Here is an 18,721-nt window from a genome sequence, read left to right as displayed (position 1 = left end):
GAACACTGAAAAATGTAAATTGACCAGCAAATACCGCTTCCCAAGAATTTTCAATTTGCAATGTTCATTTTGCAATTTGCAATGTTCGACTGGTTCGCGAATAACATCACCCACCGCATTTTCATCACCCCAGGCATCGCCCCGCGCGTTTCGTTCCGCGTGGACGCGCGGGGCGATGCCCACGCGGTTAAACAATTTGGAAACCCTTGACGGCGTTGGACTGAACCGATCGTGGACTGAACCCTGGCGGGATCAGCTACGGTTTCTAGACGCTTCTCAGCGCTGTTCCGGCCTACATCAGATCAATTTTGCCGCTGCGTTTCCGATTTTACTGATTAGGCAGCTTGTCCGGTGCCGATACCTTCGGTAGTCAATCACACCTTCACTGTCTGTAAATCCGCGGAAACTTCTAGTCATGGCCAAACGCGACCCCAGGGAATGCCGTCGATACGTCGATATGTGGGCATTGCCGGGGATGCATCCATCCAACGTCGAATTGCTGCAATTGATGAAGAGTGCTGATACGAATCATTTCACCAGGGAAATGAACACTGTCGGCACCGTTTCGACGCAAGACGCTGAAACTGGCGACTGGGAAAAAACTCACTTGCTGGGACTGCGTACAGATGTTTGGACGGCAGACAAAGCGGAGATGGAAGATGCGGTTGAGGTTCTGCAAGGCCAGCGTCGATCGGAGCTGAAAAAGACGATCAAGAAAAATGGTCGATTGAGCAACAAGCAAAAAGCAGAGCTTGAAGAACTGGTTGCTCAGGACTGTGTAATGAACATGGAATACGGCGAGATCGAAAAACGCCGTCTCGTGATCAAGCTTTTCAAAACAACCACCGAACGTGTCCAGTGGTGCGGCACGATTGAACAGATAACCACCACCGAAATTCACAACTCGATCGGCACCGGCAAAAACCTGCTGACCATGGTGGTGATGCTGCCAAGAACCGAGTGTGTGACAACGATTCAGCAAAACCATCGCACATTTCGCATTCCTTCACTGTTTACGTTTGCCTTTCATGACGAAGGCCATATGCATCATGTGCTGTTGAAACGAAAGTGGATTTCCATGGGTGCCGATTTCGAGATCGAGGTCGGTGGGCAATCGATTGGCGAAATCGATGGACGGTTGTTCTCGTTCGGTGCCGATAGCTACCTAGACATCGACGCAGGCGAACTGAGCGAGAACCGACGGTTCGTTGACCTGATGACCCTTTTCACCGCCACGGTCGGCTACCACAAAGCGATGCGGAAAAGTGTCGATCGACGAGTCAAAGCAACTCTATCCGGCGACACGCATTGCCACGTGATCGAAGACGAAGAAATTCGTTTGATGCACAACGGACGTGCCGCCGCGTAGCTACGGCAAACGTAGCGAAGGCAAACGCCGCTAAGGCAAACGCCGCACATCCGATGGCGTCTGCGCAATGGGTTCATCTGCGTAAACACTGGCCGACGGATCGGAACCGATCGAATGCGCAAGCCATTTTCCCAGCACGCTGCACATCAATGCGGGCAGCAAAAACGTCACGCCCAACAGTGCGGTGGCGAGCAGTCCGAACATGAATAATGAAAAACGACTGGTCGGAACGAAGTCGCTGAACCAGTACGCCATCAACGCAAGACCACAGACCACCGTGGTTTGGAACATCGCCAAACCGCATTGCGACAAGGCTCCGTAGGCGGCGCGAATCTGACCAAACCCGCGTGCTCGCCGCGAACCAAAACGGCTCAGCAAGTGAACCGTGTCGTCAACCGCAATGCCAAGCGCAACACTGGCCGACATCACCGAACCGATGTCCAGCGGTAATCGAATCAACCCCATCAGCCCGAACAGTGCCACCGTTGGAAACAAATTCGGCAACATCGCAATCAGTCCACCGATGACACTGCGCAGCATCAACATCATCACGACCGAGATCAGAGCAAAGGCGGCGACAAAAGAGCGAAACAAATCTCTCAGCAGCACCTCTTGCGCCTTCTGGACAATCGAAATACTGCCGGTCAGCGTCACTTCAACCGGAATCGGCGAATCCACCAGCGCCGACTCGACGGTTTCTTTGACCGTTGCGATCTGATCGCCCATGTCGATGTTTTCGTTTCGTCGCATTCGAATACTGATTCGCCACATTTGACGGTCATCGGTATCCGCGATGAAACCCAAACTGCGTAGCGAAGAATCAGGGTCGCGGATCAGTTTCTTGACGACGTTCCGTGCGATCGTTGAACGGATCGCGCGGCCGCGTGGAATGGGCGGTACAAACGTGATTGCGGAAAGTGCGCCACCGACCTCGGGCAATTTCGTTGCCGTCCGCTGAGCCTTTGCAACCACTGCCAAACGATCCAGCGGGTCATCGTCTTCACCAAGCGGTGCAAAGGTCAGCAACAATTCGCCCGAAACAGTTGGTCCAATGTGCTGTTCAAACCAAGCGTATTGAGTGCGTATGTCACTTTCGGGCAAGAACATTCGCGGAACGTTGACTGAACTTTCCAAGCGTGACAACCCGAACGAAAGTGTCGCTGCCATCGCCAAAAACAATCCAATCACTGGCCAAGGACGCGAAAGCCTGCGGCGAATCCAGTTTTGCCAGAAACCGCGTTCTGATTCGTTATCGTTGGTGCCGCCGTTTGCATGTTCGTTTGAGTTTTCGTTTGCACTGTCGTTTAATGCACGTCCGCGGCGCGGTTTGGTTAACACCATCGCGCCAGGCAGGATTAAGATCAACAACGCCAACGTGATCACGACGCCAGCCGACGCAACGGCACCAAAGATTTTCACCGGTTCAATTCGCACCAAGGTCAGCGACAACAAACCGATCACGGTGGTTCCGGTTGCCAAACAGCACGGTGCAACACCGGCCTTCATCGCCCCGGCTGCGGCTTCACCTCGGCTGATCGACGGAAATGCGGAGGTGATGTCGAGATAATAGTTGCTGAGGTGAATGCCGGCCGAGATCGTCAGCACAAACACTAGCGGCGGCAACACGATCAAGACCGCATTCATGGGCGATCCGGTGTAGTAGACCGCAGCCAGAACTAGGCCCTGGCCGATCACGGCAATGGTCACGATCGATGCGGTCAACGGAACCGATCGCAAACAGATCAAGCACAAGATTGCGGCAATGATCGCTGACGGCGGTGAAAACGTTCTAATGGTGCGAACCGATTCTGAATCCACCACCGCACCGTCGTACGGCCCACCAACGACGGCAATTTGATTCCAAGGCCGATCGACCAAACGCCCGACCATTTGGCGAATCGCCGGGATCAATTCACGGCGTTGCTTTAAACCTGAATCGGTCAATGAAATCACCAAGCACGTTTGCTCACCATCGGCTCCGATCAAAATGCCTTGCAGCCGCCGGATCGCAATCGACCGCGGGATACTGGCGGGCGTCGATGTCATTCGCAACAACGTTTCATCGCCACCGCGAGCGAAGTGCAACGGATGATCGTTACCGCAAAGTTGCCGGATCTGTCGAACCCAATCGGCGGACCAATCTGGCAACAAATCAAACTGCAGTGAATCAAGCGTGACCGGTTCGTCTTGATGCCGTCTCGGTTGACAAAGCGGTGCCAGGATCTGGCTTGCCTGCTGAAGCGATGGGGAATCTAAATCGGATTCCTGCCAAGCGACCATGATCAGATCGGCGACCGAAAAGTGTTCAGTAAAATCGTTGAACTGAATTTTTTCGGGCAGGCTATCCGGAACCCAGTCGGACGGTCGGTTGTAAAGCGTTTCGATCGCCGCCTTGGAATGAAAGATCGCTGGCAAGGCCAACAAGACCAACAGAACGACACCCAATTTTAGACGTCGCAGATAGAAGTCCGCTGTTGATTTAGAATCAGGCGGTTTCGATTCAGAAGCTTTCGATTCAGACAACGACGAACTTCCTTTACCGTCCAACCAGACTGATTATGATTCGCGACGTCCCGCTCGACCGCGCATCGAATAGATCGCCTTCGGTTTTGGCCTCGCTGCTGGTTTGTTTTCACCCTGCACTGAATCGCCTTGGCCTAACGTCTCGGTTTCCTTCATCAATCGATCCAGAACACCGTTGACGAACCGCGGACTATTTTTGTCTCCGTAACGCTTCGCCAGAACCACCGATTCATTCACTGCGACGCGTGCTGGCGTTTCAGCGAACAGAATTTCATAGGCCCCCAACCGCAGCACATTGCGATCAACGACCGGCATTCGAGGCAACGTCCAATGGGTCGCCAATTTCGCTAACTGTACGTCAATCTCGTCACGACGCTCGATCGTGCCCGCCAATAACTTGCACGCGAACTGCGTCAACGCTTTGCGACCCTGCATCCGCGAACGGATGAATTTACGCGAATCCTCGGCATCACGGACTTCGTTCACGTCCGCTTCGTAAAGCAGTTGCAAAACAATCTCTCGGGCGCGACGGCGTGTTGACATGGAGACTCGTAGGAAAAGGTAACAGAACGCCGTGGATTGTATGCCGAAACCACTCGCCGACCGAAGGGGGCACTCGTCGGCAAAGATCCTCGCTTATACTGGCGTCACTGCAATCTTGTTTTTTCAAAAGAACCGCACTCGCCATGGCATCCGTTTCCGCCGAAAACCAATCTCAAACGCCCAGCCAGTCAGAAGGCCGGACTTGGATCGACAGAATCGATCGCTGGTGCGAAACGCAGGGCGATCGGTTGACGCCGATCCTGGTCAAAGAAACTCGCCAGGCGTTGAAGAGCCGACAATTTGTGGTCACCTTTTCGGTGCTGCTGGTCGCGGCTCTTGCCTGGACGATCATCGGCAGCCTATCGATGATGCCCGCGATCTACGATTCGCCGTCCGCGTCGCGGATGCTGATCGGGTACTACATCGTGCTGGCGATCCCAATGTTGATCGTCGTTCCGATGGCGGCCTACCGATCGCTGGAAGGCGAAATCGATGACGGCACTTTGGAATTGTTGTCGATCACGGTGCTGAGTCCCTGGCAAATCGTCCTGGGGAAACTCGCCAGTGCCTCGCTACAAATGCTGCTCTACTTTGTCGCATTGTTTCCCTGCGTCGCTTACGCCTACACACTTCGCGGCGTTGATTTGCCAACCGTCGGGATCATCGTTTCAGTATTGTTGGTCGCGGGTCTGCTGTTGACGATTGCCGCGTTGTTCTTCGCACCGCTTTCGCGAGGACGCAGTGGACGGATTATGACGCTGCTGGCTTTGCTTTGCGTTTTGATTGCTGCCGAGTGGGGTTTAGCGGTGATGGTGATTGGCATGATCCTGTACGGAAACCCGCTGACCACCGACCAGCTTTTCTTTGCCGTGATCGCGTCGGTATCCATCGCCGTGTCGCTGGGGCATTTGATGCTGGTCGCCACGGCGGCTCAGTTGACACCAGAGAGTGAAAATCGCTCGACGCATCTTCGCGTGTCGCTGCTTTTGTTGACCGCGATCGTGATGGGGCTGGCTGTGTTGGCGATGGAAATGTTGGACGAGATGGGACCGGTGATCGCGTTCTGTTTTTGCTTGGGCCTGGCCGGTTTGTGGACGCTGACCAGCAGCATGATGTGCGCGGAATCGGCGATCGTCACGCCGCGAGTTCGTCGTCAATTGCCCAGCAGCTTTTTGGCCCGCATGACGTTGACTTGGTTGACGCCTGGGCCGACAACTGGATTGGTGTTTTCAGCAATCTGTGTTTCGATCATCACCAGCGCGATTGTTGTTGGGGCCAGCTATTACAACACATCAGCACAGAATTTTGTTCCGGCGAGCGCGTTTCAGTTTTTCCAGCGGTTATGCATCAGCTATTCGGTCTACCTGATCGGAATGCTGATCGCCGTTCGTTGGTTGATCAGCATCATTCGGATCAACAACCATCCGCGAGTCGAACTGGGAATCGCAGCGCTAATTGCGGTCGCTGTTTTATCGTCGCTGGTACCGTACTCGGTCGGCCTGCACATGAACGACTACCGCAATTACGAGTATTCCGCTTGGCAGATCACGAATTGGGTTTGGACAATCGGCCAAGCCACTGACCGACCAAGCCAATTCATCTACGTTGTGATCGTCGGCATTGTGGTAGCGATCGCGTTGATGGTCAGCTTGCTGCTAGATCCCAAGTTGGTCTTTGCACGCAGGATTGCGACACCCAAACGAGTCCTCGAAGAACAAAAACGCTTAGCAGCAGAATCGTGAGCAGCAGATTCGTGAGCAGGGATTGGTTCGTTCGAGTCAGTTCGTTTTGATCATCACCGGTCCGCGTCCCGGAACGATTCGGACTTCGATGTCATCGAGTCCCTTTTTACGCAGCTCTGACTCTTCTTCTTCGCTTTCAATGTCGTCTAGTTCCTGCTGACGAAGTTTCTCTTCACGATCCTTCATTGATTCCGATTTTTCGTCGCTATCGTCTTCATCATCGGCGTCACGTTCATCGGGATCTAAGTCGTCGTCGTTGTCCCTTGCTTCCTGCCGGCTGCGTTCGATTTCGTCGGGTTCATCGGGCGTTGTTTTGTCAACCAGCGTTGCCGCCTTTGCTCCCCCGGGATCGAACACGCTTCCCACGCGGCCACTTTGGCGCAGCGTCCTTTGCCAGGCTCCGCCGTAGGCCGGATAGTCCAAGTCTTCACAATCAGCACAGATTCTGCATCCGCCAAACGGTAAAGTCATGGCGATCAAAACCAGCCCAATAACGACGGACCGGATTCGCTGAAAATAGGGAGCGATGGAGTTCATTGCTGGCTAGCTGTTCTGCGAAAAAGGAAATTCAGGCACTCGAAAGACGCCGGTATCTGTGTTTATCGACTGGGTAAAATGGATTCTTTAGTCTGGTTGTGACGGATATGACGAAAATTATGGCCGATTCCCTCTGTTTTCTCTCAAGTCAATCTTCCATCGAACCCCTGGAAATTGGCACAACAGGATTGCCACGCTCAGCGAACGATTCGCTGCTTTTCTTTTTTCGCCATTGGCCTATTCACTGATGCTCAGTCCCGCCCAAATCATGTCCATGATGGACATCGTTTTTATTCCAATTTCCTGCGGCATTGCATTGATGTTCGCCAAATTGACTCGAGGCGAAACGGCTCGCAAAGCAGAGAAAAACTTCTTTGCATTCCTAGTCGTGATGACGTTGATTACGATACGAACCGTCGTGCTGTGCGACGAAGCATGGTTGATCCACACCACCACGCTTGGGACGATGATCGTCGGCGCGCTTGCGATCCCAAGCCACGACACGTTTATCGCCGACGCGTCACCCCGTCGTGACGCCGATCAGTCATACCATTACGCTGAAACGACCATGACAAGCCGTCAAATGACGTAGGCGGCCACACCGCCTAGAGTTCGAGTGGGAAAAAAGTGTCGCCTTTCGCTCCGCGAAAGTTCGTTAGAGCACACTTTCGCGGAGCGAAAGGCGACTATCGATAACCGCTCGTTCATAACAAGTTTGATTCGCGAATTAATGCCTGATCCAAACGTTAGTCTTCCGCCCGCCCCGCCCACCGTCGAAGTGGTTCCCGGCGGGCCTGTTTCTGGATCGATTCGGCCACCGGGCAGCAAGAGTCTGACCAATCGAGCGTTGGTGTGTGCAGCTTTTGCTGACGCACCTTCGACACTCCGCGGTGCCCTTCGAAGCGAAGACACCGAAGTCATGATCGATTCGCTCGCCCAGATTGATGTGAAGGTCGAAATCACCGACGGCGGTCGGACGCTTTACGTTGACCCGACGAAACGAATCGCGGCAAAGCACGCTGGCGATCTCATCGAGATGTTCATCGCAAACAGCGGCACGACGATTCGATTCCTGACGGCTGCGTTATCAGCAGCGGGCGGTCACTACCGACTGTCCGGCGTCCCGCGGATGCACGAGCGGCCGATTGGCGATCTAACCGATGCAATTTCAGCGGTCATCGACGGCGACATCTCACCACAATCCGACGGTGGATGTCCGCCGGTTTTGATTGACACCAGCGGCTGGAGCGGCAATGCGTTGAAGGTCGGCGGTAACGTCAGCAGCCAATACCTGAGCGGCCTGATGATGGCGGCACCCATCGCAGCATCCAAACATCAGTCCAAACAAGTACAGATTTCGGTCGTCGGCGAATTGGTTTCACGACCTTACGTCGATATGACCGCCAAGGTGATGAGATCGTTCGGTAGCAAGGTTGAAATTATCGACGACAGAGTTATCGACGACAGAGTTATTGGCGACAGCGATCAAGTCGTCGTGCAGATTTCCGATGATCCTTATCACGGAATCGACTACGCAATTGAACCTGATGCGTCAGCCGCCAGCTATTTCTGGGCAGCGGCCGCGATCACGGGCGGCACGGTGACGGTCGAAGGCCTCAGCCAATCGGCAATGCAGGGCGATGTAGCATTTGTGAACGTGCTGCAGCAAATGGGCTGTGAAGTTCAGCACGGCGATGATTCGATCACGGTGATCGGCAAGACGCTCGGCGGAGTGGATGTGGATATGAACGCGATCAGCGACACCGTGCAAACTCTATCAGTCGTCGCACTGTTCGCGTCCGGCCCAACCACCGTTCGCGGTGTCGCACACAATCGTTTCAAGGAAACCGATCGCATCGGTGACTTGGCGACCGAACTGCGAAAGCTTGGTGCAAAAGTTGACGAACACGACGACGGCATGACAATCACGCCCGGAAACTATCAACCAGCAACCCTGGAAACCTACCACGATCACCGCATGGCAATGAGCCTTTCCTTGGCAGGCCTAAAGATACCCGGAGTCAAAATCCTGGATCCCGCCTGCACAGCAAAAACGTATCCTGATTATTTTGCTGACCTGGAAAGCCTGATCCAACGCCCGCATCGCTGGGCATAGAGTCGTTCGTTAGAAACGTGCGACTTTCATAGTCGCCTTTCGCTCCGCGAAAGCAGCGGATTCGCTACTTTCGCGGAGCGAAAGGCGACACTTCTTAGGCGGAAACACGTCGCGATGGAATTGCGGGACTTGGTTTCGCTTGAACCTTCCGCGGCCAACGGTTTCGACGCGTCGCTGGGGAACGACTTGCTTCGTCAAGCAACGGTGAAATTGCTGCATAAGCCAAACTGGCAACCTGATCCCAACTGAAATCCTGGGCTCGACGCAGCCCTCGGCACGACAATGCTTGACAATGCTGATCGTCTTTAAGAAGTCCCAAAATGATCTCAGCCAATTCAGCAGAGTCATCAGGTGAAAACAGCAACCCAGCGTCTCCGATCACTTCCGGGATTGAAGTCACGTTTGCGCCGACGACGGGACAGCCGCATGCCATCGCTTCGACCAATGGCAAACCGAAACCTTCAAAGTAGCTGGGCAGAATCGTCGCCACGGCTCCACGATAGAAACTCGCAAGCTTCTCATCATCGACGCCGCTAACGACTTCCACTCGCTCGGTTAGTCCACGTTCTTGCAGTTGCGTTTGCAACCACTGATCCGACTTAACCACCATCAATAGGTTCGCGTTTGTCGTCTTTGCAACAGACTGGATCGCGTCCAACAGAGCTGGAAGGTTCTTATGCGACTTGGTATTTCCGACGTAAACAAAGTAGGGCGATTCAGTGATGTGTGCTGGACCGTCCGGCTTGAACGCGTCGGATATTCCATTTCGCACCGAAACGACCTTCGATTCAGCAAGGCCGTACCAGTCAACAATCTGTTGGCGGCTAAAATCTGAAACCGTCAAGGTCACCGGCGATCGGCGAATGACTGGACGTTGCAAAAAACGATAGTACAGAGACTTCGCCAGCGTCTGTTCGCCGGCGAATTGAACGTGAATCAAATCATGAACCGTCGCCACCACTGGGCAACGCGACCAGATTGGAACGTTGAAACCTGGACTGATAAACAATGACGCTTTGTTACAGAACAAGTATCGCGAAAGCCGAATTGAATCGAGTGGATGCGTCGGAGGATGACTTAGTTCGACGTCACGAAGGTCGAGAGCATGCTCGTTTTCCAATCGTGATTTCAACTCGGTTGCGAAACGTCCGATTCCGTTTTGGACGCACCAACGTTGATCATAAAAAACTCTGGGCATCGTTAGGCTCCTATCCTAAACGTCTCTCGCTCATTCGTGCCCGGCGTCTTGATGCCAACTATTCTTTCGAGATAACCGCGTAGATTTTCGCGAAAATGACCGACAGAAAAACGCTCGGCATTCGCACGAGAATTCAGCGGCGAGAAATCTGCGGAACGAAAACCTGCGATCACTTCCAGCAACGACTCCGGTGTCTGCTCGTTAAAGAATAGCCCCGTTTTGTGTTCGATGACCGTTTCCAACGCTCCACCCGCCCGAAATGCAATCACCGGTGCGCCGGCGGCCTGAGCCTCCACGGGCGTAATCCCAAAATCCTCGACGCCTGGAAACACAAAAGCAGCGCACGTTTCCATCAACTCCCGCAAAACTGAAAACGATTGCCTGCCCCTAAATTCGATGTTCGGCCCAGCAATGCTCTCCAAGTGTTTTCGTTCGCTGCCATCACCAACAACGACCAATCGCGTTTCAAGCTCGTTGTACGCTCGCACCGCAATGTCGATCCGTTTGTAGGGAGCGAGTTCTGATAAAACGAAATGGAAATCGTCGCGCGTTCGATCCCACTTGAAATCGTGCGTCGCAACCGGTGGGTAAATCACATGCGAATCGCGGCCGTAATAACGTCTGATCCGATCAGCGACAAAGTTTGAATTCGCGATGAAAAAAGCTACTTGCTGTGCGGCCTGATGATCAAAGTTTCGCAAACGCGGTCCCATGCGGTCCAGCAACAACCGAGCGGCCAACGATGTTCGTTTGTATTCATCGCCGAGTTCCCAAAGGTAGCGTGGCGGGGAATGGCAGTAACAAACTTGTTGCGTGTTGGGTCCACACGTGATTCCTTTGATCAACGACGCATCACTGCTTAGCAAGACGTCGGTGTCTTCGGGAACTTCCATTTGACTGATCGCCCACGGATGCAGCGGCAGCAAATGCTTGTAAGTCTTCGCGATTCCGGGCAATCGATTTAGCACGCTGGTGTGGATTGGTGTGTCTTTCAAACCTGGCACAACGATGTTGGGATCGCGTGTTAGCGTGTGGAGTTCTGCGTCTGGAAAAATAGCAGCCATCTGTTCGGCAACCTTTTCACCGCCGCGATAGCTCATGACCCAATGATGCGCCAGTGCAACTTTCATAGCGAAACCTTGCTGTTGATTTGATTGCCGCCGAGAAGACGTGCGGCTGAACGGGACACAGGACGGCGTTGTTCGGACTTCCTGGTCAATTCACGACGGAAATGTTTGATCAGTCGGTCGAATCGATCATCCCCTGATGCGATGGCCGAACCCAGCAATGCTTGATCGATCGCTTTTTCGGTTTGCCCGATTCGGTTCAGTGACACTGCGAGGGAATAGCGATATTCAAGGTTTCGACCGCCTGTCGCGACCGCTTTCTGCCAAGCATCCGACGCCTGCTGGTGCTGCTGGACGCTTTCAAAAATCTTTGCCGTCCATGACCAGCGAATTGCCGCATCGATGTCTTCACGCTTGGCAATCGCAGCAACGATCGCGGACGCAATTTCATCGCGACGCACTGAATCGGTCGCGGGAACACTGGTGATCAATCGAACCGCGAGGTCCATCCGACGACTCGGAATGATACTGCCGGCGACGATGCTGGGCGAAAATCGCTGCGACGACATTCGGTAGATCGGTTCGATGTGATCCAAGCGAACGTCAAGGCAACGGTGCCATGATTCGATTGCGATCTCTGATTGCCCGGTCATGTACGCAATCAATCCGCAGTGATAAAGCAGATGGTGGCTATTGTTGGAAAGCTTTGCGATCGTTGGCAGAATGTTGTCAACCGGCATCTTCGCAAGCGGTGAAAGCAAAGCAACTTTGACATGATTCTCCGGAATGCATGGCTCCAACGTTGCCGCGTCTTTCAAACCCCTTAACGCGGCGATCAAGTGCTGACGAATTTCGGCAGAAGATCTGAGGTCGTCGATTAACGCGGCCCGTGGTTGAATCGGTGCTGTTTGTAGAGCGGTGAACAACCGCTGAATTTGACTTGCTTTCCAACTGATTGGTTCACCCGACTGCTTAGCAAGTTGCAGGATCGCCGTTCGCATGCGAATGATTTCCCAGGCAGCACGCCGGGCATGAAGGTCGGGTGAATTCGGAAGTCTTTCGATCGCTTGTGTCAGATGCCCCATCGCTTGATCGATTCGCTCATCAGTTGGCTGGCTTGAAAGATTGCCAACGCTGGTCTTCGTTAAGACTCGCTCTGCATGCCGCTGATCAGAACTAAAACTGATCGACGCAATGACGATGACGGTGCTGGCCAAGACCGTTGCGGCGGGTAGTTTCCAATCTGGATTCCAGCCCCACCAAGGCGATCGCGGTTCAGACGAATCGATCGGTCGTTTTGAACAAGCAATCGCAACGCCAAAGATGGCGGCGTACAGGTACAAATTGGCGGGAATGATCAAGACAAAATCGATTGCACTTTGAATGCAGCCGCTCGCCAACACGATCAATCCGATGAGTCCCCATCGGCGACTCGACGAATCCGCTCCTTCGCGAATCAATCCAAAACAGTGACGGGCCAACCAAGCGATCGCAACCAACAGCAAGACTAGCCCGATGACACCGGATTCGGTGAAGGTTTCTAGGTATTGATTATGAGCGTTCTGGAACCAACTCTTGTGGACCGTTCTTTGGTGCGGAAGCGTTGCGTAGCGGTACGTTCCTAAGCCACTTCCCACTGGGAAATTGGCGATCGCCGTGTCCCATCCATCGGGCCAGTGCGACCATCGTTGGTCTGACGCGATGCGGTCCAATGAGACGTCACCGGCACGTGCTCGAGCGATTTCGTTTCCACCAAGGATCGACAACAGCGTGATCACAACCAGCCCGCCCAACGCCGCCGTGGACAAGTTTGCTTTGGTCAGCTTTAGCCGTCGATCGACAACAAACGCGATCACGAGTGCAACGACAACGGATAGCCAGGCACCGCGGCAAAGTGAGATCACTAATCCGGCTGACAGAAACAACGCTGCCGAGATCAGAATCAGGTTGCCAACCTCAAAGAACTTCGATGCGGATCCATAGCTTGATCGTTCAACTTGGGAGACCCCCGAAGACGTACTCCACTGAAACGTTCGCCCCTTCAACAACGCAACGGCGGCAATCGCGATCGCGGGGATCAGTGCCGCAGCGCCTGCGTTTTTGTAAATGAAACTCGCGAACGGGACGGTATCAAATTTGTGCAACATTCCTGGCAGAATAAATTCGTTACTGCCGGCTCGTTGAATGAATCCCCAACACACCAACGCGACTGCATTCGCCAGGACGGCAACCGCGAAGACAACCCGCGAACGCCGGTCAACGAAAAATACTGACGCACCAATTAAAAACGCGATCCCCGATGCCAACGGCACGAGGGCTGTTTGCGTTCGATGGCCTAGCAATGATGAATCGAAATCTGACATGATCGTTTCGGGGGCTGCACCAAGACCGACCATCGCAGCGTCAATTGCTTTGACAGTTTCGGCACCGATCTGGTTGGAATGATTGCCGAAACCCAGCATTCCGTGCAGAATCGCGTAGCCACAAAACAGGCAAGCGATCGCCGGGATAACGAAGCAGATCGGATCGCGTTTCTGACGAAGCAACATCACTGCCGCCGCGATGACCAGCACGACCAGGCTGCCGATTGACATTGCGTGAAGCGATGTGGTCGTGACGCCGCCCAGATGCCAAGCCGAGCAAACCACGCCAAGAATGATCAACGCTTGACCAACGTAGACCAACGAAGATGCAATGCGCTGCTTTGTCATCCTTGACGAATCCTAAGTTGGTGAAACTGGTTTGAATTTTAGACGCGTTCGACAAGTCCCGTAGGAGCTGTGCGTTTCTAGATCCGAGTAAGTTTTAGCGAGTCGAAAGTAGCGGAAGTCGCCAAGACTTTCGGCTTTTCAACAGACTGGTTCCCTCTGCCGAAACTCTTGGCGAGTTCCGCTACAAAAAGCCTTTGCCGAAACTCTTGGCGAGTTCCGCTACAAGAAGTTTGAAAATTAAACGGTTTCGGACGGCGTCATTGGCATGGAACTGACGGGCGCAGCCACGGGAGCTGGTCCGCCTCTGGGCGAGGTCGGCCGCCCTTTGCTTGGGCCATCGATCTTTGCCGTCTTGCCAGATTCGATGATCGATTCCAGCTTCTCCATATTGTTTTGATGGTTGCTGCTTTGCTGTCGAGGCAAGCCGTCGCTTTCTGTGCCGTTGACTGACTGGCTTGCTTGCTGAGCAAACGTGGGACGCACGGGGACCGCTGTGGCAGCCGAACCGATGGTCTTTGCGTTCACTGTGACGACGCGAGGCTGATCTGACGCGACATCTTTGGCCGCGTAATCTTGGTGATAGCGACCGACGTAGCCATATTTGTTTCGACCGTAACCACCATACTGATACGAGCGGCTGACATTCTTGTCGATTCCGTTGACGATCACTGCCGTTGGTTGAATTTGAATGTCGTCAAGAATACGGATCGCGTCGTCGACGATTCCGCGACCATTCTTGATCACGCGAACGGTCAGCAACACTGAATCTACAAACGGTGCGATGATTGCCGGATCAGCAACAGCCAGCACCGGCGGCGCGTCCACCAAGACAAGATCGTAGCTGTCGCACGCGTGCTGGAACAATCGCATCAACTGATGTGATTCCAAAAGTTCAGCCGGTTCAGCCGTGGGGCTTCCGTTTGGCATCACGTCCAGGTTGGGGACTTCGGAAGCGGAGATCACATCGACGAAGGGCATGCTGCCGCCCAGGAAATCCGACAAGCCTGGATCATGTTGCAAACCAAAAAGCTTGGCGACCACGGGGCGTCGCATGTCCGCGTCAATTAGAAGCACGCGTTTGCCGGTTTGGGCGAATGAGATCGCCATGTTTGCAATCGTGGTCGATTTTCCGTCACCGGGTTGCGGACTTGTTACCATCATGGTCTGCACGGAATCTTTGCGGTTGGCGATCATCATCGACGTTCGACCCACGCGGAAGATTTCCGATTCCTGTGACCTTGGCGAATGATAAGCCATCAAGGACGGATCCAATGCAGATCCTGCCTTCGCAGCTTTTCGTAATTCGCGTACCGGCATTCGTGGCACGTGAGCGATGACGGCGGCACCGGTGGCTCGTTCGAGTTCTTCGACGCTGCTGAAAGTCGAATCGAACGTCTCCGCGGCAAGGACTAGTAACGAACCCATTGCCAGGCCGCCCATTAGGCCCAAGGCCAGAACGATCGGCAATCGCGGCCAGACCGGATTCATGGGAACTTCGGCACTGGCCAGCAGGTCGGTCGAAAAACCAGCGTAGGATCGCGACAATTTTAGTTCTTGCAAACGTTCGACGACCTCGTCGTAACGTTGTTGGGCTCGTTGCATTTTCGCCCGCAACGACGTGGCTTTCATAAAGTCAGCTTCGATCTGTTTTGCCAATAGCATTTCCTTTTGCGATTCGGCTAACAGCAATGATTTGCGTTTTTCGTATTCGGCAATGTCGTTCTTTAACAGCATCACATAAGTGTTGACCATCTCGGTTGGGTCGAGATCATCCTTTTTGACACCGTTTGTTTCAGGTGTGTTTGCGGTGATAAATTGGCGAGTCAGAGCGGTTTCTTGCCGAGCCGCTTCGACCAGCGGGTGACCGGATCCGAATGTATCGCTGAGTGCTCGTTCTTTCTGGATTAGGTCCAGCAGTCGGTTGTAGTGAGCCTTGGCAACCTCTTGCCGCATCGGCTGTTCCGCTTGGAACGCTTCCGATCTTGCTCCACCACGAGCCATGTTTACAAAGAACTGCAAACGCTCGACTTCGTTTTGGCTAAGCAAAGCCAGTTGGCCCATGTCTGCGTTGACCGCATCATCATTGCTCAGTTGTGCAGCCTGAATGACCTGCAAACGCGAAGACGATTCAGCCAACAGTGAACGAACTTCGTTGAGTTCGGTTTCCATGTCGCTAAGCCGTTCTTTGTGGACGTCGCGAACCTTGTCGCCTTCCAAAAGAACAGGAACCGATGCCACGTAACCGCGATAGGTTTCGTCGGCTTCGATTAGTTCGCGTTCATGCGTCTCGCGTGCTGCCTCGATCAATTCAACGGCCAACTTGCTGCTGTCTTGATCTTGCGAATCGATGTAGGCCTTGTAGCTGTTGTAAACTGCGGACAAAACCAACGCAGCTTCTTCGGGTTCTTCGGCACGATAGAAAACTCGCAGCACCATCGCATCTTGGGCTGAACCTTCGCCACCGCGTTCGACTTCGATATTTTGGATGATGTGATCCACGGCGGATCCGCCGTTGCGAGCGATCTGTGCAAACGATTTGAATTGGTTCAGTTCGCCCATTTCGATGGCTTTGGCAACGACCTTGCGAGCGACGAACAATCGCATGTGGGTCGCAAGTTGATCCTCACCAAGGCTATCGCTGCCGGCCGAGCCATCGCTGATCGTTCCGCGGTTGGTCATCTCGCTGGAACGCTGTCCGACCAGAACTTCGACGCTGGATTGGTAGCTCTTTTTAGCGGTCTGGAAATACAGTCCGCTAAGCAAGACGCCCATCACAGCGCCGAACGTTAGCAATCGCCAACGACGGCGAATCATTCCGATCGGATCGATTTCGCCGGTCACCATGCTGATAGTCTTGCTGGGTTTTGTCATCGCGTACGAACTTGTTCAAGGATTGAAAACGAGTCTCATCAAAACAATCGGAACAATGGTCGTGAGCGTCGAAATCAATCCCGCTAGTTCTGCGGCAAACAACGGTTTCAACTCAGATGACCGAAACAACAACGACGAACGGCATAACCGTTACAGATTGACAATCCATTCCAGCCACGTCCATTCGAACGAAAAAACCTCGGGTCCAATTTTGGAACCCGAGGTTTCGTTAGACGAACTTGAAGTGGAAGGATTCTTAGAATTCTGCTTCGATGACTTCACGCGATGCCTTGGTACCGAGGCTGCCCCAAAGGCCGTAAGGGCTGCGGCTGCCTGGAACGCTAGGAATGGGTTGCCCCAAAGCCACATTCGGGTTATTTCGATTACCCGATTCAATCGAATCGGTAATGAACTTAACGGCTCCGTCACCCATCAGTACGTGAGCACCACCTTGGTGACGACTGCTGACCGACATCATGCCGTAGTTCTTGTCGGGGCTTGTCGCTAGGAGCGGTCCACCCGTATTGTCGAGCATACCAAGGTCATTTGCCGAACAGATCGGGCTGTTGGGCGGCAGAATCGTGTGGACGACTGAGTAGACGGGGTTGCCGTCAGCCCAGCGAAACCCGCGGCCTTGTGCTGCTGGCCCGGTTGCAACACCGGCGACTGCCCAGAAAAGAGGCCGAAGGGGATCGGTAGCCGCTGCGCCACCGGGCGCACCACAAAGATTCGGATTGTTCAGAAAATCGGCTGCCGCTAAACCCGTTGCAGGAGTCGTAGTGACGCTGCGGTCACCAAGGTCGGTCGCGATTTCGCCCATCATGATCGTGTTGGACAACCCGTCCAAAATGTCGCGGAAGGCGGCGCGTTGACGAGGAACGAAAGTACCACGTTGACCAGCCCGAGCTCGTTGTGCCACGGCCGAATTTTGCACCAGCAGATTGGTCGTGGGACCGTGTGTTACACCGTCGGTGCTGTCACCCAAGCAAGCTGCGTAGTTCGTACGACCAAAGGCTGGCAAGCCAGTACCCGGGTCGCTTGGGCAGCGAAGAAACGGAAGTTCGGTTGACCACGGCGTGTAGAAAGTAGCTGTGCCAACGGCCTCGCCGGCGCTGTCCGGGGTTGGTCCCATGGGCGGATAGATGATCGCACCCGCAACAAATGGGTTGCTGATTTGCTCCCACAATGCCTGACCTTCAACGAATGGAACGATACCCACAATCATGCTCAGCTCTTGCCGATTATCGATTGCCGAAGGCAGGTCCCATGTCACTCCGTTGGTAGAACCGGTTCCACCCTTGTGGATTGGAAGCTGGTTGTACGCGGAGTGGTAATTGTGAATCCCCAAACCGAGTTGCTTAAAGTTGTTACTGCAACTCATGCGGCGTGCGGCTTCGCGTGCCGCTTGAACGGCTGGCAAAAGCAAGCCAACGAGGACACCAATAATCGCAATAACGACCAAAAGTTCGACGAGTGTAAAACCTGACGATAAACGTTTCTTCATGGATGGTTCCGATGTGTTTGGAAAGCGGTGGGAGAATAGCTGTTTAGAAAGGGAATCTGTTTTTTTAAGTTTTGGTCCGCCGCCAAAACGGCCCAGTTAGTATCGAAACTAACTTGGATTAAACAAAATCAGCCCTCGGCTACACTTAGTACGCGTGAGTAACCCCTAAGTGCCCAACATAATACTGCGAATAACAATAATTTTCTGTATTCATGAATGAATCGTCCATGTTTTCCCGCGATTCGATTCAACAGAGGGGGTCGCAAGCATTCGTTGCCCTTCGGCACGGATTTCCCTGTCCCAGATCGATTAAAAACGTAGCTGATCCCGCCAGGGTTCAGTCGAGCTTGATCGGATCGCGGGCTGACCCCAACGCCGTGACGGGTTTCCAAATTGTTTAACCGCGTGGGCATCGCCTGGGCCGCTAAATCTTTGGTATTGACATAGTATTTTGCAATTAAGAATTTGTTCCGCTTTCAGTCCAATGCGGCCATTCGAATCGTAGGAGGCAACTCGATCGATTTCCGTTGCGGGCTTGTC

11 protein-coding genes and 1 pseudogene are annotated in these 18,721 nt (G+C 53.6%); 4 read left to right on the top strand and 8 right to left on the bottom strand.

Features of this window, described 5'->3' with window-relative positions:
- Nucleotides 1-415 precede the first annotated feature (415 nt).
- Nucleotides 416-1,369 carry a hypothetical protein gene (locus tag RC85_RS20215; RefSeq protein ID WP_149753027.1) on the top strand — a complete coding sequence of 318 codons (954 nt, stop codon included), beginning with the start codon at nt 416-418 and terminating at the stop codon, nt 1,367-1,369.
- 30 nt (nt 1,370-1,399) lie between these two features.
- Here the strand turns inward: RC85_RS20215 and RC85_RS20210 are convergent, their stop codons facing one another.
- Entirely contained in the window at nt 1,400-3,892 is a 2,493-nt protein-coding gene (locus tag RC85_RS20210) for an efflux RND transporter permease subunit (protein WP_149753025.1), read from the bottom strand.
- Between the two features lie 150 nt (nt 3,893-4,042).
- Nucleotides 4,043-4,435, bottom strand: a pseudogene (gene nusB, locus RC85_RS20205) (transcription antitermination factor NusB); the annotation flags it as partial.
- 143 nt (nt 4,436-4,578) lie between these two features.
- Here nusB and RC85_RS20200 point away from each other — a divergent pair.
- Nucleotides 4,579-6,177: an ABC transporter permease gene (locus tag RC85_RS20200; protein WP_068266155.1), complete on the top strand. Its 1,599-nt coding sequence runs from the start codon at nt 4,579-4,581 to the stop codon at nt 6,175-6,177.
- Nucleotides 6,178-6,213: 36 nt separating this feature from the next.
- Here RC85_RS20200 and RC85_RS20195 read toward each other — a convergent pair whose 3' ends face one another.
- The gene (locus RC85_RS20195; protein WP_068266153.1) at nt 6,214-6,714 is read right to left on the bottom strand and encodes a hypothetical protein; all 501 of its coding nucleotides are present in this window, start codon (nt 6,712-6,714) and stop codon (nt 6,214-6,216) included.
- A 247-nt stretch (nt 6,715-6,961) separates the two neighbouring features.
- On the opposite strand from RC85_RS20195, the gene RC85_RS20190 reads away from it, so the two are divergent.
- Together RC85_RS20190 and aroA are read left to right on the top strand one after the other, a co-directional pair.
- The gene (locus tag RC85_RS20190; RefSeq protein ID WP_238383186.1) at nt 6,962-7,306 is read left to right on the top strand and encodes a hypothetical protein; all 345 of its coding nucleotides are present in this window, start codon (nt 6,962-6,964) and stop codon (nt 7,304-7,306) included.
- A 138-nt stretch (nt 7,307-7,444) separates the two neighbouring features.
- A complete protein-coding gene (gene aroA, locus RC85_RS20185) occupies nt 7,445-8,830 on the top strand; it encodes a 3-phosphoshikimate 1-carboxyvinyltransferase (RefSeq protein ID WP_068266151.1) in 1,386 nt (461 codons plus the stop codon).
- 94 nt (nt 8,831-8,924) lie between these two features.
- On the opposite strand, the gene RC85_RS20180 is transcribed toward aroA, so the two are convergent.
- The 5 genes from RC85_RS20180 to RC85_RS20160 all read right to left on the bottom strand — a co-directional run bounded on the left by RC85_RS20180 (nt 8,925) and on the right by RC85_RS20160 (nt 18,181).
- Nucleotides 8,925-10,028 (bottom strand): glycosyltransferase family 4 protein, encoded by a 1,104-nt coding sequence (locus RC85_RS20180; protein WP_068266150.1) that lies wholly within the window; start codon nt 10,026-10,028, stop codon nt 8,925-8,927.
- Between the two features lie 2 nt (nt 10,029-10,030).
- Entirely contained in the window at nt 10,031-11,158 is a 1,128-nt protein-coding gene (locus RC85_RS20175) for a glycosyltransferase (protein WP_068266149.1), read from the bottom strand.
- Complete coding sequence (locus RC85_RS20170) at nt 11,155-13,806, bottom strand: O-antigen ligase family protein (RefSeq protein WP_068266147.1); 2,652 nt, start codon at nt 13,804-13,806, stop codon at nt 11,155-11,157. The genes RC85_RS20175 and RC85_RS20170 overlap by 4 nt, the downstream gene beginning before the upstream one ends.
- A 237-nt stretch (nt 13,807-14,043) precedes the next feature.
- On the bottom strand, nt 14,044-16,677 hold the full coding sequence (locus RC85_RS20165) for a GumC family protein (RefSeq protein WP_068266146.1): 2,634 nt from the start codon (nt 16,675-16,677) through the stop codon (nt 14,044-14,046).
- 256 nt (nt 16,678-16,933) lie between these two features.
- Entirely contained in the window at nt 16,934-18,181 is a 1,248-nt protein-coding gene (locus RC85_RS20160; RefSeq protein ID WP_068266145.1) for a DUF1559 domain-containing protein, read from the bottom strand.
- Between the last annotated feature and the right edge of the window lie 540 nt (nt 18,182-18,721).

The organism is Rubripirellula obstinata, from assembly GCF_001642955.1.
Lineage (GTDB): Bacteria > Planctomycetota > Planctomycetia > Pirellulales > Pirellulaceae > Rubripirellula > Rubripirellula obstinata.
This window is presented reverse-complemented; position numbering and strand designations above follow the sequence as displayed.

Excerpts from the sequence above, each read along its gene's own strand:
- RC85_RS20215 (WP_149753027.1), top strand. The coding sequence starts at position 416 with ATGGCCAAACGCGACCCCAGGGAATGCCGTCGATACGTCGATATGTGG.
- RC85_RS20200 (WP_068266155.1), top strand. The coding sequence starts at position 4,579 with ATGGCATCCGTTTCCGCCGAAAACCAATCTCAAACGCCCAGCCAGTCA.
- RC85_RS20195 (WP_068266153.1), bottom strand. The coding sequence starts at position 6,714 with ATGAACTCCATCGCTCCCTATTTTCAGCGAATCCGGTCCGTCGTTATT.
- RC85_RS20190 (WP_238383186.1), top strand. The coding sequence starts at position 6,962 with ATGCTCAGTCCCGCCCAAATCATGTCCATGATGGACATCGTTTTTATT.
- aroA (WP_068266151.1), top strand. The coding sequence starts at position 7,445 with ATGCCTGATCCAAACGTTAGTCTTCCGCCCGCCCCGCCCACCGTCGAA.
- RC85_RS20180 (WP_068266150.1), bottom strand. The coding sequence starts at position 10,028 with ATGCCCAGAGTTTTTTATGATCAACGTTGGTGCGTCCAAAACGGAATC.
- RC85_RS20175 (WP_068266149.1), bottom strand. The coding sequence starts at position 11,158 with ATGAAAGTTGCACTGGCGCATCATTGGGTCATGAGCTATCGCGGCGGT.
- RC85_RS20170 (WP_068266147.1), bottom strand. The coding sequence starts at position 13,806 with ATGACAAAGCAGCGCATTGCATCTTCGTTGGTCTACGTTGGTCAAGCG.
- RC85_RS20165 (WP_068266146.1), bottom strand. The coding sequence starts at position 16,677 with ATGACAAAACCCAGCAAGACTATCAGCATGGTGACCGGCGAAATCGAT.
- RC85_RS20160 (WP_068266145.1), bottom strand. The coding sequence starts at position 18,181 with ATGAAGAAACGTTTATCGTCAGGTTTTACACTCGTCGAACTTTTGGTC.